The 15,572-nt window shown below is 56.3% G+C and carries 11 protein-coding genes; 10 read left to right on the plus strand and 1 reads right to left on the minus strand.

Annotation, left to right across the window (positions count from 1 at the left end; translation table 11 throughout):
* The first annotated feature begins 150 nt into the window (after window positions 1–150).
* The 10 genes from pomA (at window position 151) to ACVBEJ_RS08965 (ending at window position 13,813) form a co-directional block, all read left to right on the plus strand.
* Window positions 151–927 (plus strand): flagellar motor protein PomA, encoded by a 777-nt coding sequence (pomA, locus tag ACVBEJ_RS08920; RefSeq protein ID WP_447129280.1) that lies wholly within the window; start codon window positions 151–153, stop codon window positions 925–927.
* Window positions 928–939: 12 nt separating this feature from the next.
* Window positions 940–2,025 (plus strand): flagellar motor protein MotB, encoded by a 1,086-nt coding sequence (locus tag ACVBEJ_RS08925; protein WP_447129281.1) that lies wholly within the window; start codon window positions 940–942, stop codon window positions 2,023–2,025.
* Between the two features lie 33 nt (window positions 2,026–2,058).
* Window positions 2,059–2,619: a PilZ domain-containing protein gene (locus ACVBEJ_RS08930; RefSeq protein WP_447129282.1), complete on the plus strand. Its 561-nt coding sequence runs from the start codon at window positions 2,059–2,061 to the stop codon at window positions 2,617–2,619.
* A gap of 335 nt (window positions 2,620–2,954) precedes the next feature.
* A complete protein-coding gene (locus ACVBEJ_RS08935; RefSeq protein WP_447129283.1) occupies window positions 2,955–5,129 on the plus strand; it encodes a prolyl oligopeptidase family serine peptidase in 2,175 nt (724 codons plus the stop codon).
* 295 nt (window positions 5,130–5,424) lie between these two features.
* Entirely contained in the window at window positions 5,425–5,973 is a 549-nt protein-coding gene (locus ACVBEJ_RS08940; RefSeq protein ID WP_447129284.1) for an RNA polymerase sigma factor, read from the plus strand.
* A complete protein-coding gene (locus ACVBEJ_RS08945; RefSeq protein ID WP_447129285.1) occupies window positions 5,970–7,016 on the plus strand; it encodes a FecR family protein in 1,047 nt (348 codons plus the stop codon). The genes ACVBEJ_RS08940 and ACVBEJ_RS08945 overlap by 4 nt, the downstream gene beginning before the upstream one ends.
* Before the next feature lie 497 nt (window positions 7,017–7,513).
* On the plus strand, window positions 7,514–10,786 hold the full coding sequence (locus ACVBEJ_RS08950) for a TonB-dependent receptor plug domain-containing protein (protein WP_447129286.1): 3,273 nt from the start codon (window positions 7,514–7,516) through the stop codon (window positions 10,784–10,786).
* A 254-nt stretch (window positions 10,787–11,040) separates the two neighbouring features.
* On the plus strand, window positions 11,041–12,201 hold the full coding sequence (locus ACVBEJ_RS08955) for a redoxin family protein (protein WP_447129287.1): 1,161 nt from the start codon (window positions 11,041–11,043) through the stop codon (window positions 12,199–12,201).
* 230 nt (window positions 12,202–12,431) lie between these two features.
* On the plus strand, window positions 12,432–13,319 hold the full coding sequence (locus ACVBEJ_RS08960; RefSeq protein WP_447129288.1) for a DUF3014 domain-containing protein: 888 nt from the start codon (window positions 12,432–12,434) through the stop codon (window positions 13,317–13,319).
* 131 nt (window positions 13,320–13,450) lie between these two features.
* Window positions 13,451–13,813, plus strand: a complete 363-nt coding sequence (locus ACVBEJ_RS08965; protein ID WP_447129289.1) for a SirB2 family protein — start codon at window positions 13,451–13,453, stop codon at window positions 13,811–13,813.
* A gap of 6 nt (window positions 13,814–13,819) precedes the next feature.
* On the opposite strand, the gene ggt is transcribed toward ACVBEJ_RS08965, so the two are convergent.
* Window positions 13,820–15,529, minus strand: a complete 1,710-nt coding sequence (gene ggt, locus ACVBEJ_RS08970) for a gamma-glutamyltransferase (protein ID WP_447129290.1) — start codon at window positions 15,527–15,529, stop codon at window positions 13,820–13,822.
* Between the last annotated feature and the right edge of the window lie 43 nt (window positions 15,530–15,572).

Consider the following 15,572-nt stretch of genomic DNA (forward strand, 5'->3'; position numbering starts at 1 on the left):
ATAAATCGTGTTTCGTTGACTGTTGCTCAAATTGCAGCCGTGACTGTGGTGGCTGTCAAACCGGTTTTGTTACCATCGCTCAACCGCTATACATCGGCTCTAACGAAGACCCTTGGGTTTCAGGGTTTTACTAAAAATAAGGAGAATTCTGTGGATCTGGCAACCCTGCTCGGACTTTTGGGCGCCACAGCAACCATTATCGCGGCAATGCTGGCCGGTGAAGACGCCGACATCATGGCCTTTGTGGATACCGCATCCATTCTGATTGTGGCGGTGGGCACCACCCTTGTGGTGCTGATGAAGTTCAATCTCAAGGAATACCTGATGGCCTTCAAAGTGGCCATGCGCGCCTTTATCTTCAAGCTGGAAAAACCGGAAGAACTGATCCCGCAAATTGTTGAGCTGGCAAAAATTGCCCGCAAAGAAGGCCTCATTGCCCTGGATGGCCAGGAGATCAGCAACAAGTTTCTCGACGACGGCATCAAAATGCTGGTGGATGGCCACGATGCCAACCTGGTAAGAACCGTGATGCTGAAAGAAATGCAGCAAACCATCGACCGTCACACCTGGGGCGCCAAAGTTTTTGTAGCCACCGCTGATGTGGCCCCGGCCATGGGCATGATCGGCACCCTGATCGGCCTGGTAAAAATGCTCGGCAACATGGACGACCCCAAAGCCATCGGCCCCGCCATGGCGGTGGCGCTGCTCACCACCCTCTACGGCGCCATGATCGCCAACATGTTTGCCAGCCCCATCGCCGACAAACTCACCCTGCGCAAAACCGAAGAAGGCCGGGTGATGGCCATGTGCATCGACGGAGTGATGGGCATTCAGGAAGGGCAGAATCCACGGGTGATTGAATCCACCCTGAAAGCCTACCTCGATCCCTCCAAGCGGGAAATCGAAGCCGAAGAAAGTGCGGCTTAGAGGCAGGCTCGCATGATCGAATTCGAACAGCAGGAAGAAGAAGCCCCCGCAGGCCTACCCGCCTGGCTAGCCACCTTTGCCGACTTGATGTCGCTGCTGATGTGCTTCTTTGTACTGCTGCTGTCCTTTTCTGAGCTGGACGTACAAAAGTACAAACAGGTGGCCGGCTCCATGAAAGACGCCTTTGGCGTACAGAACGAAGTCAACGTCAAAGACATCCCCAAAGGCACCAGCATTATCGCCCGTGAATTCAGCCCCGCCCGCCCGGACGACCCCACCGTGGAAAACGTGGTGCGACAAAAAACCGTGGATTCCAACCGCAACACCCTGGACACCCGCACCAAAGAACAGGGCGAAGCAGAAAAAGGCAAAGGCGAGGGTGAAATAGACAAAGGCGACAAAGGGGAAGGCCAGGGCGAAGGAGAAGGCGGCGACCAGCAGGCTCCAAAAGAAGAACTCAGCGAAGAAGAAAAGAAAATCGAAGACGCCCGCAAAGCCCTGATCGAACAACTGAAAAAATTGATTCAACAAACCGAAAACGATGCCAAACGCATTGCCAAAGCCCTGGATGAAGAAATCAAGGCGGGCAAAGTGGAAGTCAACAACGCCGGGCGCAACATCACCATTCGCATTTTGGAGCAGGGCTCCTTCCCCTCCGGTTCCGCCACCATCAACCCCGCCTTTGTGCCGGTACTGGACAAAATACGCTTCCTGCTGAAAGACGTGGGGGGCAAGATTGCCGTAGAGGGCCACACCGACAACATACCCATCGCCACCCGCCAGTTCCGCTCCAACTGGGATTTATCCACCGCGCGAGCACTGTCTGTGAATCACGAACTGCAGAAAAACCGCGTGGTGGACCACAAGCGCTTCCGGGTAACCGGCTACGGCGACACCAAACCCGTTGCCAAAAACGACAGTTCGAGCAATCGCGCCCAAAACCGCCGGGTGGAACTGATTATTCGTCAGGGGCTGGACAGCAATGTCAGCAAAGACCTGAAAACCCTGCAACAAGGCGCCAACAGCTTTATACAGAGCCTGCAGATAGACGACGGTATCAGCCAGGAAGACATTACTGCCCTGGAAGACCTGCTGTAAATCCACCCTACGGAAAAAATATACGAGATCACCGTGAGTAAAACCGAACGCCGCCGCTACTTTCGCATCAACGACACCATTGGCCTGAGCTACAGCCTGCTGGACGATGCCGCCAACAACACCGCCAGCGAAGCTCAGGACGTAGGCATTACCGCCGCTCATGTGCTGGCCAAGATAGATCGAGAGCTGAACGGCTTGATCAATGTGCTGTGGCGGGAAGACCCCACCACCGCCAAAGTGCTGGGGCTGCTCAACCAGAAAGTCGAAGTGCTTAGCGACGAAATCATTGACGACGAGCGGGAAGTGATCGAAACCCGGCAACGGGAAACCCAAGTCAACATCAGCGGCTGCGGCATCGCCTTCAATGGCGACGAACGCCTGTCGATGGGCCAGAAACTGCGACTCAATATCACCCTCAAACCCGCCAACACCCACCTGGTGATCAACGGCGAAGTGGTTGCCTGCGAAATCAACGCCGACAACCCGGAACACGCCTTCCACCTGCGCATCAACTTCACCGAAGAAGAAACCGCCGCCCAGGAAGCGCTGATTCAGCATATTGTGCAACGGCAGTTTGCCACCGCCGGGAAATAATAGCGTCATTGCGCTGCTCCCCGTCATTGCGAGCGGAGCGAAGCAATCTCCATCCAGCTACCATCACATTCACAAAGCCCTCTGCCACACCGGTCAAGATTGCCGCGGCCTTCGGCCTCGCAATGACCGAGATACCCCCGTCATTGCGAGGGAGCGCAGCGACCGCGGCAACCTCCATCCAGTTACCACCACATTCGCAGAACCAGAATGCAAAAACTCACAAATAACCATTCCAGTGTTCCAAAAACTACATAATCCCTTGCCTATTTGTTCCAAAACCAATAGTGTCAGCCCGTCCTATTACTGAACGACTCAAAACACAGAGAGGAAAAGGTATGTCTCGCAACCTGCTGACACTACTGGCCGGCCTGACCCTGGCCGTCACACTCACCGCCTGCTCCGGCGGTGACCAACAAACCGCCACCAAAGCGGCCTTCACCTACCCGGACAGCAAGCGGGACGAAACCGTTGTCGATGACTACCACGGCACCAAGGTAGCCGACCCCTACCGCTGGCTGGAAGACGACGTGCGCGACAACCCGCAAGTGGCCCAGTGGGTGAAAGAGCAGAATGCGGTTACCAACGACTACCTGCAATCCATGCCCGAGCGCAAACAGATTGAAAAGCGCATGACCCAACTGTGGGACTACGCCAAAGTGGGCATGCCCAGCAAAAAAGGCGAGCGCTACTTCCTGCGCATGAACTCCGGCCTGCAAAACCAGAGTCCGGTGTTTATGACCAAATCCCTGGACGCCGAGCCAACCATGGTCATGGACCCCAACACCTGGTCTGAAGACGGCACCGTGGCACTGGCAGAAGTTAACTACAGTCCCAGCGGCAAGTACATCGCCTACGGCATTCAAGAATCCGGCTCCGACTGGCGCACCGGCAAAATCCTTAACGTAGACAGCGGCGAAATTCTGGACGACGAAATTCTGGGCACCAAATACGGCTTTGGTGTTGACTGGCTGGAAGACGAATCCGGTTTCTACTACAGCCGCTTCCCCATCCCCGAAAGTGGAGCGGATTTCCAGAGCCTCAACCACTATCAGAAAGTCTACTTTCACAAACTGGGCACCCCGCAAAGCGAAGACAGCCTGATTCTTGAAAACAAAAATGAACCGGAATGGGGCTTCCGCACAACCCTTACCGACGACAACCGCTACCTGCTGATTTACACCCAGGTCGGTACCGACAGCCGCTTCCGCGTGCAGTACATCGACCGCTCACAGCCCGATGCCGAGCCGGTTACGCTGATTGATAATTTTGACAACTACTGGGGGCTGGTGCACTCGGCAGGCAGCAAACTGTACTTTGCCACCACCCACAACGCGCCCCTGCGCCGCGTGGTTGCCATCGACCTGCAAAATCCCGCCGAGAAAAACTGGGCGGAAGTGATTCCCGAGCAAAACCTGAACCTGAACGGCGTCAGTCTGGTGGGTGGCCAGTTTATCGCCCAATACCTGAAAGACGCCCTCACCGAAGTTCGCCTGTACGCCTTCGACGGCACCCCCAAAGGCAACATCGACATGCCCGGCGTTGGCTCCGCCAGCGGCTTTGGCGGCAAAGCCGACGACACCGAAACCTTCTACAGCTTCGCCAGCTACACCCGCCCGGGCACCATCTACCGCTACAACATAAAAACCGGCGAAAGCACCCTGTGGAAGCAACCCAAGCTGGCCTTCAACCCGGAAGACTTCGAATCCAAACAGGTGTTCTACCCCTCCAAAGACGGCACCCTGATCCCCATGATCATCAGCTACAAAAAAGGCGTGGAACTGGATGGCAGCAACCCGACACTGATCTACGGCTACGGCGGCTTTAACATCTCCCTGCGGCCGCGATTCAGCATCGCCAACCTCACCTGGATGGAAATGGGTGGCATCTACGCCGTGTGCAACCTGCGCGGCGGTGGCGAATACGGCAAAAAGTGGCACAAGGCCGGTATCAAAACCCACAAACAAAACGTATTTGACGACTTTCACGCCGGTGCCGAATACCTCATTGAGCAGGGCTACACCAAGCCGCAACACCTGGCCAGCTATGGCCGTTCCAACGGCGGCCTGCTGATTGGCGCCACCATCAACCAGCGCCCGGAGCTGTACGCCGCCGCCCTGCCCACCGTGGGCGTAATGGACATGCTGCGTTTTACCCAGTTCACCGCCGGTCGCTACTGGGTGGACGACTACGGCAATCCCGACAACCCGGAAGAATTCAAGGCACTGCACGCCTACTCCCCCTACCACAACACCGCCGACGTGAACTACCCGGCAGTGATGGTAAACACCGCCGACACCGACGACCGTGTAGTACCCGGCCACAGCTTCAAATACATCGCCGCCATGCAACACGCCTACAGTGGCGACAAGCCCATGCTGATTCGTATCGAAAGCAAAGCCGGTCACGGCTCCGGCAAACCCACCCACAAAATCATCGAAGAATACTCCGATATGTGGGCCTTTATCGCCCGGCACACCGGGCTGACACTGCCGGACAATTACGGGGAGTAAACTCCGTTACAATCCAGTCATTGCGAGACAAATCGGCAGGAAAGCCACTGGATTGCCGCGGCCTGCGACCTCGCAATGACACACACCGTCATTGCGAGGAGCGTAGCGACGCGGCAATCTCCACCCAGTTACCACCGTACTCACCAGCTCCTCTGCCACACTGGTCGAGATTGCCTCGGGCCTGCGGCCCTCGCAATGACATACTCCGCCCAAACACGCGCTACCCAAACCTTGAGATTTACCGACTTTCCACGCAAAATTGATTTTTTACACACCACGCCCAACGGACAACCCCATGGGAAATAACCCAAAATTCCGCACAAAAGCTCCGGCCAGCGCCATCGACGAAGACCTTTTGGCGTCTTATGCCAAAGAGTTTGGCCCGGTGCTGCTGCGCAACTTTATGCGCCGTGGGGCACAGCGCTCCACCGCAGAGGATCTATCCCAAAGCGTATTCGTGCGCCTTGCCCAAAGAGAGTCCGGAAACAGTATCGACAACCCCCGTGCCTACCTGATGCAAACCGCATCCAGCGTGTGGAACGACCACCTGGCCATGCGCTACCGCCGCAGCCACCAGGATCACGTTGAATACGAAGAAATCGCACATTCTCCTGAAACAGTTTCCTCCGAACGCGTCTTAGAAGGTAGGGAACTGCTCGAACGCATCATCGAGGTACTCAACGAGCTGCCGGAAAAAACACGGCAAATCTACGCACTGTGCCGGATTGAAGGGCTCAAACGGCGCGAAGTGGCAGAGCGGTTCAACATGAGCGCCAGCGGCGTAGACAAACATTTAATAATAGCGACGGCCCACATAGGTGCCGCACTTGGAAAACTGACATGAAAACGGAATTTGACAACAACGCTCTCCTCTCCCTGGACGAGCACGCCGCATACTGGCTGGTGAGGCTCAGCGCCTCCGACTGCAGCCCGGAAGATCGCTATGCCTTCGAAACCTGGAAGCGGGAAGACCCGGCCCACGAAGCGGCCTACCTGAAAATACAGCGGGGCAATGCCCTGGTGGACCACCACATCGCCCACCCCGCCCTGCGCAATATCGGCAAGCAGGCGCTGGAACAAACCAGGCCGTCATCAAAACGGCGCCAGTGGCTAATATCCTCCGCCATCGCCGCTACCGTGCTGCTTGCAGTCAGCGCCCTGCTGGTGATCAATCCGGCCAGCAACACAACCAATGAAGCGCCCACAGCCCGTGTCGCTGTTTACGAGACGGCCATCGGTGAACGCTCCACCATGACCCTCGCCGATGGCAGCGTCATTACCCTTAACACCAACACCCGCATTGAAGTGGATTACAGCGCCACCCAGCGCAACCTGACATTGCTGCGCGGCCAGGGCTACTTCGACGTCGCCAAAGACCCAACACGCCCCTTCGCAATACAGGCCGGCAACAAACGGGTAGTGGCCATTGGCACCGAGTTTGAAGTACACCTGGACCCCCACAACAACGTGGAAGTGACCCTGGTGGAAGGTGTGGTATCCGTGGACCAGATAGCGCCAGCGGAGTCACACAGCCAGAACCCACCGGCAGCCCCCTTCAGCCCTATAAAACTGGCCCCGGGGGAACGACTGATTGCCGCTGTGGATACCCCTATGCAAGTGGTACAAACAAACACCGCCGAAGCCACCAGCTGGCGCAGCGGGCGCTTGATTTTTCGCGGCGAGCCCATCGCCAACGCCATTGCCGAAATCAACCGCTACAGCACCCAACAGCTGAAACTCGCCGACGACAATCGCGTTCAGGCCATGACCGTCAGCGGCGTCTTCAACACCGGCCGGGCGTCATCCTTCGTCGACGCCCTTGAGCGCATGCACCCCCTGCAAGCCGTAGCAACCGGCGACAACGAACTGACGTTGGAGTGGGAATAACCCACGCCTTCGTCATTGTGCCCTCTCGTCATCGCGAGCGCAGCGCGGCGATCTCCTCCCGACAACCACCACACTCACCCTCCCTGCCACACCAACAAGATTGCCGCGGCCTGCGGCCTCGCAATGACAGGGGCATTTCCCGTCATCGCGAGCGCAGCGCGACGATCTCCTCCCGACAACCACCACACTCACCCACCCCTGCCACACCAACCAGATTGCCACGACCTGCGGCCTCGCAATGACAGGGGCATTTCCCGTCATCGCGAGCGAAGCGCGGCGATCTCCATCCGATAACCACCACACTCACCCCCTCCGCCACACCAACCAGATTGCCACGGCCTGTGGCCTCGCAATGACGGGCAAATGGCAAAAAGTAACCATCTCACCTATTTTTTTGACTTTTTACTGAAACATTTCCAACCAGTGCCGTCTTCAATGAGGCATACGTCAAAAACTGACGCAGTAAACCAGAACAAATACACTTAAGGCGGGAAGACATGACCAATCGTTCAAGAGGTTCATTCACATTCAAGCACCTGGCTCTGCCAGGCGCCATTGCAATTGCATTGGCAGCAACCAGTGGCTCGGCACTGGCGGAACACCACCAGCCCATCAACTTTGATATTGCCCCACAATCCCTGGGCAGCGCCCTGACGGAATTTGGCATTCAAAGCGGCAAAGAGGTGTACTTCGTAGAGGCAGACATCGCCAACAAAAGCACCAAAGGGCTCACCGGTTCCTACAAGCCCGAAGACGCCATCAAAATGATTCTGGAACAATCCGGCATCCGTTTTACCACCGACAGCAACGGCACCATTCTGGTGGGCAGCGAATACGCCCAACAGAGCGATGAATCCAATTCGGGAAGCGCCGCTCAACCCACTACCGAGGAAGCGGGCGACGACACCAATCTGGACGTGGACGAAGAAGTGGTTATCACCGGTTCCCGCATTGCCAAGTCCCCCAGCCAGGTAGCGGCCAATGTAGAAATTTTCTCCCAGGAAGACCTGCGCGCCACCGGCGCCACCACCCTGGAGCGGGCCCTGGCCCGGTTGCCGCAAAATATCGGCGGCGTTAACAACGAACTGGCGGCACTGGGCGGCTTTAACAGCGGCCTCAACATCTCCGGTGCCTCCAGCGTTAACCTGCGGGGCCTGGGTGACGATGCCACCCTGATTCTGGTAGACGGCCGTCGCATCGGTAACGCCGGTGTGTTTGGCGGCGTCAGCGATATTTCCACCATTCCTCTGGCCTCCATTGAGCGCATTGAGGTGCTGCTGGACGGCGCCTCCGCCATTTACGGCTCTGACGCGGTGGGTGGGGTGATTAATGTCATCACCAAAAAAGACTACCAGGGCATCGAAACCCATTACAGTTACGGCACCCCTGAAACCGGTGGCTATGAAGAGCATATCCTCAGCCTGAACGGGGGCTTTTCCTGGGAAACCGGTCGTTTACTGGCCAGCTTTGAACAGAGAAGCACCTCCAATCTGGATGCGGCGGAACGGGCCGGTTCCTTTCAATTTATTCTCCCCAGCAACCCCAGCCCCCTCCCCCAAATTACCTCTCCATCGTCCATCAATAATGGAGTTCTGTTTTTCCGCGTTGGAGACACCAACTTTGACTCCGTTGCAGATCTGGAAGCCGCCGGGTTTTCACTAGACACGCCGGGGCTTATCGCAGCTCAAACCCGCGGCTCCCTGGGTGGCAATGCCGTTGGCCTTCCGGCGGATTCCGATGGCTCCGGTGACCTGAGTCTCGCTGACTTTACCACTGCCGATCCAACTTTGGTGCCCACGTCTTTTGAAGGAACCAGCCTGGTTTCTGCGGAAAATCGCAGCACCATCGACCTGCGTTTGACCCAGGAATTGTCTTTCCTGGGGGACGATACCCAGTTCAGTGCCGATCTGTATTATTCCAACCGGGAGATCACCCCAGGGGCTGAAACCCAGGTTTTTAATATTGATGTTCCGGCAGATGCACCAGGAAACGGACTGGGGCGGCGGATTGGAGTATTTTTCACCTCACCCTTTTTGCCCCCCGAGCAATTTGAAAGCGACGAAGACACTTTTCGCGCCAATTTTGGTTTGAATGGTACTTTTGCCAACAACTGGCGCTGGAATATTGGAGCTGGCCGTAATAAGACAGACCTGAGATCGATATTCACCAACCAACCCTTGCCCCAATTTGCGAGAGATGAAGACTTCAATTTCATAAACCCGTTTCTGCCTCTATTTGAAGATGGTCTGAACCTTCTGACCGGTGATATAGCGGCCGCAAACCCCCAAGATCTGCTTTTGCGAACGCTACTGGGGCCTGAGTTTGTCACCTCCATCAACACCGAAGACAGGTTTGATATCAATGCCAGTGGCAGCCTGTTTAGCCTGCCCGGGGGTGATGTTCAGGTATCTGTTGGTGCCGACTGGCAAAAAACCAAGCTGTTTATTAATAGCGAACGGAACATTTCCGATAGGGGTGATAGCGGCTTCGAGGTAGGGGCATTCGCTCCCTTGGGAGCCTTGGATAATGTTGACCAGACAGAAATAAGCTCCGGGGTCTTTCTGGAACTGCTGGTACCGATTGTGGGTGCCGACAACAGCCTGCCCGGTATTGAGCAACTGGATATAACTGGCGCCGTACGGCACGACAACTACAATGGCACGCCTTTTTCCGCCACCACCGAATCCTTTGGGCTGATATGGAGCCCGGAATCCCAGTTCCGGGTACGGGCCAACTATTCCACCTCGTTTAAAGCCCCATTACTGCGGGACAGTATCCAGGCCCCTAATGTGCAATTTGATCTCTCCTTCTTCCCAGGCGGCGGTTTCTCGATACCGATAGTTGACGAGAATGGTCTGCGAACCGGCGATCAGACAGAAGCGCCTAATCTGCTTCTTGGAGTTATTAACGGTGGCAACCCCGATTTGCAGCCGGAAACCGCCGAGTCGTTTTCCGTTACTCTGGAATACAGCCCGGACTTTATTCCCGGCCTGACCCTGAGTGTTACCGAGCGCAAAACCGACAACGACAACCGCATTGATGCCACCGCACTATCAATATTTGGCCTGGAGTTTGAGCCAAGTTTTAACACCATACTCCCCCGCGAGCTTAGGCGCGACAGCATTCCCGCCATTCCCGGTACTGATTTTGACGGTTTAGACAATCCAGATGGCAACCTGATCCTTGATCGGCGCGCCATCAACCTTTCAGCCATCAACACCGCAGGTAGGGACTACAGCCTGGTTTACAATACGGACACCGATGTTGGTCAGTTTATTATCCGGGCCAATGTCTCCTATACCGGCAAACAAGAGGTGATAGTAACGGACGGATTCGCCCCGATCAATCTGGTGGGCACGGCTATTGATACTAACCGATCGTCCATACCCAGGTACGGTTATCGGGCCAATCTGGGGTGGTACAACAGGGGAGTTTCCATCAATCTGGATGCCGCTTCCTCCAGCACCACCCGGGAAGTAACCAACAATATTACTGGCTCCGGGTTAACCCAAACTCAGATTTTCGAACCCTCAACGGACATCAATCTGGTGCTTGGGTATAACACCGCCAATGGCGACCTATTTTCCGTACCCCAGTGGCTGGAAAACACCAGTATCACCCTGACTGTGGATAACCTGTTGGACGATTCATCGGAAAGAACGGTGCTTGTGGATGGCGAGCCGACAGGCGATGAACTGAACCAGCTGCAACCCGGCTTTACCACCGTCCGTGGCCGTATGTTCTTTGTGAATATTTCCAAGAGCTTTTAAACGGACTGACGGTTTTTTTAAGACCGTTAAACAATGGGGAACGCTCTATCAACCTGTGGTTGGTAGAGCGTTTTTTTTCCACGGCTGTTTGGGGGTAAACCACCCAGTCCGTCATTGTGCGAAGCGCGGCAATCTCCTGCAGTACGCAGCGCACTTCACGAGATTGCCGCGTCGCTGCGCTCCTCGCAATGACGGACTGGGCGTTTGCTCAAGCAACTGTTATTTATTCACTACTTCCCGATGGAGTCATCGTTATGTACAGATATATCAGGGCAGTTAAATTCCAGGCCATTCTTGCCCTGGCCGTTACTCTCGCCGCCTGCACAGCGGAGCAGCCGGACAATCGATTTACCATTACAGGCAGCGCAGAGGGCGTACCGAATCAGACGATTTTTTTGAAAACTCCCGCTGCCGATGGCGAGGAATCCAAAGTGGCCTATTCCGCGCAGATCGTCGATGGCCAGTTTGCATTCAGCGGCGAGCTGCTGCACCCGCCCGCCACCATGCTGCTGGATTTTGAAAACCCCTCTTACAGCTCTGGCACCGCGCTGATCGTCCACCACGGCGACTACGCCATCAGCCTGTCTGTGAGCGAACAACAGGTGGATGGCGCCGGCCTGCAGCTGGTGAACACCAGCAGCATCACCGGTTCTGCCATTTACGACCAATACGCCCAGTTGAGCGCCGATGTCCGCAAAAACGCCGGCCGGGATGTGAACAAACGCATCGCCTACCTGACAACCCTGGCCCGCGAAAACCCCAACGACACCCTGGCATTGCTGGCGGTGACCGAGTTGAGCTACATCCGGGACTATATGTCCGACAACACCCGGGAGTGGTACGGTTTATTCGACGGCATGAACGAGGGCCTGAAAGCCTCCCATATGGCCAGAACCCTGCGCGCCGGTGTTACCCGCCGCGCCGGGGCAATGGCCCGCAATGCCTCTGCACAACAAGCCGCCACCATGCCGGTTGCCGGTGAGCCTTTCAAAGACTTCACCCACAACGATGAAAACGGCAACCCGGTTACCGCCAGCGATTTATTGCAACCACAGCGCTATCTGTTGCTGGATTTTTGGGCCTCCTGGTGCCTGCCCTGCCGGGTGGACAACAACCCCAAACTGAAAATTCTGTACAACAAATACCACGATAAAGGGCTGGATGTGCTGGCGGTTTCTCTGGACGAAGACATGGAAGACTGGCTGGAAGCAGTAGAAGTGGATGGCATGCCGTGGATTAACGTCTCTGAAATCACCGACGCCGCAGGCGTGCCCAAGGCGTCCAAACTGTACGCGGTAACCAGTGTGCCCAGCAGTTTTCTGCTGGACGCAGAAGGCACTATTCTGGCGGTGAATCTGGAAGGGGATGATCTGGCGGAAAAAATCGCAGAATTGTTGGGTGACAGCGGTCATTGACCCTCTCGAACCACCCGACATCCATCGTCATTGCCCTCCCCCTCGTCATTGCGAGCGCAGCGAAGCAATCTCCTCCAGTATGGCAATCTCCTGGCCCTCTGCCACACTGACGAGATTGCCGCAGTCGCTTCGCTCCTTCGCAATGACGGACTATGCCACTGCAACAAATATCCATTATTTCTACACTCTGATGGATTATGATTGTCCCAGCCCCAACTGGAGACTTTGCAATGAACCTGCCGCCGGACGAACGCAACGACCAGTCCTATTACTACCCTTCTGAGCAACGCCGCAATCGCGGCACCCAGGCCATTATTCTGATCATCGCTATTGGCGTACTGGCGCTGGGCGGCTGGTGGGCAACCCGTACCCCGGAACAAACACCGCAACCGCTTGCCGAAGCCCCCGAGCCCGCTGCCGAAGCAGCAACGGAGATTGTTCCGCAACCCGTACCAAGCCCCGAACCAGAGCCAGAACCCGCGCCACAGCCGGTACCGGAAATCCCGGTCGCAGCAGAGCCAGAGCCGGTAAAATTGCCCAGCCTGGACAGCAGCGACAATTTCGTGCGCGAAGCACTGGCCCAGCTGGGCGATGGCGCCATCAACAATCAATGGCTGCAAACAGACAACCTGGTGCGCCGCGCCACCGCCATTACCGATGGCATCAGCCGTGGCCAGCTGTTGCAAAAGTTTCTCCCGGTCAGCGCCCCCGGCGGCAAATTTATCGCTGACAAACAGGGTCAGACCCTCACCCTTTCGCCACAGAACTACCGCCGTTACGACAGCCTGGTGAACCAACTGGTGGCGGTGGAACCGGAGCAAATGGCGCAAACCCTGACCCAATTACAACCATTGATGGAGCAGGCATTTGGTGAGCAGGGCTACCCGGACAGAACCTATAACGGCGCCCTGCTGGAAGCCATCGAACAACTGCTGGCCACGCCCTCTTTTGAACAGCCACCGGAACTGGTGCTGGAATCGGTGCATTACAGTTTTAAAGACAAAAACCTGGAAGCCCTGTCGCCGGTGCAAAAACAATTGATTCGCAGCGGCCCGGAAAATACCCGTAAATTGCAGGCGTATTTACAGCAGTTGAAGGATGAACTTCAAAAAAATTAGTGTCATTGCGAGGAGCCGCAGGCGACGCGGCAATCTCGAATGGCTTGGCAGTGACTTGATGGAGATTGCCACGGCCTTCGGCCTCGCAATGACGGTAGTGAGGGCGAGCTTCTCGCGATGAAGGAAATTTTATGCATTACCTCGCCATCAAACACGCCCACATCAGCTTCGCGATTATCAGCATTGTTTTTTTTCTGATGCGCGCTTTCTGGGCCTGGAAAAAACCGCTGTTACTGCAACAGCGCTGGGTAAAAATCACTCCCCATGTCAACGACACCCTGCTGCTGGCCTGCGCCATTTACCTGGCGGCTACCATTCAGCAATACCCCTTTGTGCACCACTGGCTAACCGCCAAGGTACTGGGTCTGCTGGCCTATATCGGCTTTGGTACCCTGGCCATCAAGCGCGGCAAGCCCTGGGCAGCCATCGCAGCGGCATTGTGTTTTACCTATATCTTTACGGTGGCCCGCAGCCACAACCCCTGGCCGTTTTAAGCCCGCTTAGTACCCCGCCGCCTGGCCATCTTTGCGGGATTCCGAAGCACCGAAATAAACGCCCTTCTCCCGGTCGTAACGAATCGCCTGGTAACCGCCGTAGCCACCGCGGTCGTATTTCACCTTGTGGCCTTTTTCCATCAGCTCGCGCACGGCCTGGTATGGCACCCCGGATTCCACCGCCAGTTCGCCGCCATCGGTCAGGTAAGCCCGTTTGCTGTCTGTGGGCCCGGTGGAGCCAAAGTGCTGCCAGCGCGCGGCATCGCCAGCTTCCTGCAGGTTCATGCCGAAGTCGATCATGTTCACCAACACCTGCACATGTCCCTGGGGTTGCATGCCGCCACCCATCAAGCCAAAGCTGATCAGCGGTTTTCCCGCTTTAGTGACAAACGCGGGAATAATGGTGTGAAACGGGCGCTTGCCCGGCTCATAGGCATTGGCGTGTTGTGGGTCCATGGAAAACAGCTGGCCGCGATCCTGAAAGCCAAACCCCAGGCCGGGCACCACCACACCGGAGCCCATACCCCGGTAATTGCTCTGAATCAGCGACACCATATTGCCCTCTGAGTCGGCGGTGGTGAGATAAATGGTATCCCCCTGGTGCAAAGCGGGATTGCCCGCATCCACCCGCTGAGCCGCCCGTTCGCCAATCAGTTGACGGCGCTCGGCAGCGTATTCTTTGGAGAGCAACCCCGCCAGTGGCAACTGATTAAACCCGCTGTCTGCGTAGAATTTGGCGCGGTCTTCAAACACCAGCTTTTTCGCTTCCACCATCAGGTGCAACAATTCCGGGCTGTTGTGGCCAAGGCTTTTGACATCGTAGCCTTCAAGAATATTGAGCATCTGCAACACCGCGATACCCTGGCCATTGGGGGGCAGCTCCCACACATCGTAGCCCCGATAATTCACGGAAACCGGCTCCACCCAATCGGAGCGATGCTGCTGCATATCCACCTTGCGCAGATAGCCGCCATTGTCGGCCATAAACTGGTGGATGCGGTCGGCGATCGCTCCCTGGTAAAACACATCCCGCCCCTGCTCTGCCAGCAGGCGGTAGGTATTGGCCAGATCCGGGTTTCGAAACAGCTCACCGGTTTCCGGTGCGCGACCATCAAGGGTAAACGTGCTCTGGAAAGCGCCCGGTTGATCCTTCAAACGCGGCACACTGAGTTGCCAGTAATGGGCGATTAATTCACTGACCGGGAAGCCCTGTTCCGCGTATTCAATGGCTGGCGACAAGATACTGGCCATGGGCAACTGGCCAAATTTGCCGTGCAGCTGAAACCAGCCATCCACGGCACCGGGAACCGAGATGGGCAACATGCCATAAGGGGGCAAGCTGTCGCGGCCCAGTTTGTTCAGTTCGGTTTTTAATTGCTGGTAACTCAAGCCCTGGGGAGAGCGACCACTGGCATTAAGGCCATAGAGCTTTTTGTCTTTGGCGGACCAGACAATGGCGTACAGGTCGCCGCCAATGCCGCAGCCGGTGGGCTCCATCAACCCCAGGGCTGCATTGGCAGCGATGGCGGCATCGATGGCGTTGCCACCCTGTTTGAGAATATCCAACCCCACCTGGGTCGCCAACGGCTGACTGGTGGCCACCATACCCTGACGGGCAATCACTTCAGAACGGGTGGTACCCGCCACCCCGGTTACTCTATCCGGCCCCGCCATCACAACACCTCCACAGATTGCCAGCCCACAGATTATTGCCAATCGTTTTCCCGATGCCAATGTCATAATCCACCCCTGTCTGTTT

Source organism: Porticoccus sp. GXU_MW_L64, assembly GCF_052983295.1.

What these genes read in the sequence shown, in the direction of transcription:
- ACVBEJ_RS08925 (WP_447129281.1), top strand. Translation starts at nt 940, where the DNA reads ATGATCGAATTCGAACAGCAGGAAGAAGAAGCCCCCGCAGGCCTACCC.
- ACVBEJ_RS08935 (WP_447129283.1), top strand. Translation starts at nt 2,955, where the DNA reads ATGTCTCGCAACCTGCTGACACTACTGGCCGGCCTGACCCTGGCCGTC.
- ACVBEJ_RS08940 (WP_447129284.1), top strand. Translation starts at nt 5,425, where the DNA reads ATGGGAAATAACCCAAAATTCCGCACAAAAGCTCCGGCCAGCGCCATC.
- ACVBEJ_RS08945 (WP_447129285.1), top strand. Translation starts at nt 5,970, where the DNA reads ATGAAAACGGAATTTGACAACAACGCTCTCCTCTCCCTGGACGAGCAC.
- ACVBEJ_RS08950 (WP_447129286.1), top strand. Translation starts at nt 7,514, where the DNA reads ATGACCAATCGTTCAAGAGGTTCATTCACATTCAAGCACCTGGCTCTG.
- ACVBEJ_RS08955 (WP_447129287.1), top strand. Translation starts at nt 11,041, where the DNA reads ATGTACAGATATATCAGGGCAGTTAAATTCCAGGCCATTCTTGCCCTG.
- ACVBEJ_RS08960 (WP_447129288.1), top strand. Translation starts at nt 12,432, where the DNA reads ATGAACCTGCCGCCGGACGAACGCAACGACCAGTCCTATTACTACCCT.
- ACVBEJ_RS08965 (WP_447129289.1), top strand. Translation starts at nt 13,451, where the DNA reads ATGCATTACCTCGCCATCAAACACGCCCACATCAGCTTCGCGATTATC.